Here is a 584-nt window from a genome sequence, read left to right as displayed (position 1 = left end):
CTTTATTAAATATATATTATTTTGATTATTTCGATGATAATTACATATATTATTCGAATTCGCTGTTGTCACTATTTTTAGATTATGACTATCACTCTATTCCTTCGCGATTAATTGGCTATGAGTATTTTGGCAAGGAAGAAATGAGTGCGAATAATGGCTATCTGAGCGATGGTTACTCTAATTTTGGTGTTTTTGGTATTTTATTTGTATTTATTGTTACAAGCTTTGTCTTTAAGTCCTTCTATAAATATAAGCTTCAACCTAAGTTCACAGGAATTATATTTGTAACCTTTTATGCGTTTCAGGGGAGTGCATTAGTAACTAGTTTCATAACTCACGGGGTATTGCTTTTATTAATACTCTTGGCTCTTTTTCAAAAAGATATGGATTATTGATTTTGAAAAAAAATTCACTTTACTTTGTAGTTACCCAGCTTTTTATAATATTAGGCGCCTTTGTAGTAACAGCTTTATTAGCAAGAGAATTGAGCATCGAAGAGTTTGGGTATTACTCTTTGATTAAGTCGGTTTTTGTAATCTTCTTTGTTGCTTGCTCTCTCTGTAATGATCCCTATTTAATAA

General features: G+C 30.5%; 1 protein-coding gene and 1 pseudogene. Both read left to right on the top strand.

The genetic code is table 11. The features are described from left to right. Positions 1 to 398, top strand: a pseudogene (locus L1D46_RS20850) (hypothetical protein); the annotation flags it as partial. A 2-nt stretch (positions 399 to 400) separates the two neighbouring features. Beyond that, positions 401 to 584, top strand: a 184-nt coding sequence (locus tag L1D46_RS20845) for a hypothetical protein (protein WP_239978186.1), incomplete at its 3' end; no start/stop codon positions are given.

The sequence above is a fragment of the Pseudoalteromonas sp. Isolate3 genome, assembly GCF_022398505.1.
GTDB classification, from domain to species: domain Bacteria; phylum Pseudomonadota; class Gammaproteobacteria; order Enterobacterales; family Alteromonadaceae; genus Pseudoalteromonas; species Pseudoalteromonas apostichopi.
Note: the sequence above shows the minus strand (reverse complement) of the source record. Positions and strands in the feature narration are given on the sequence as shown.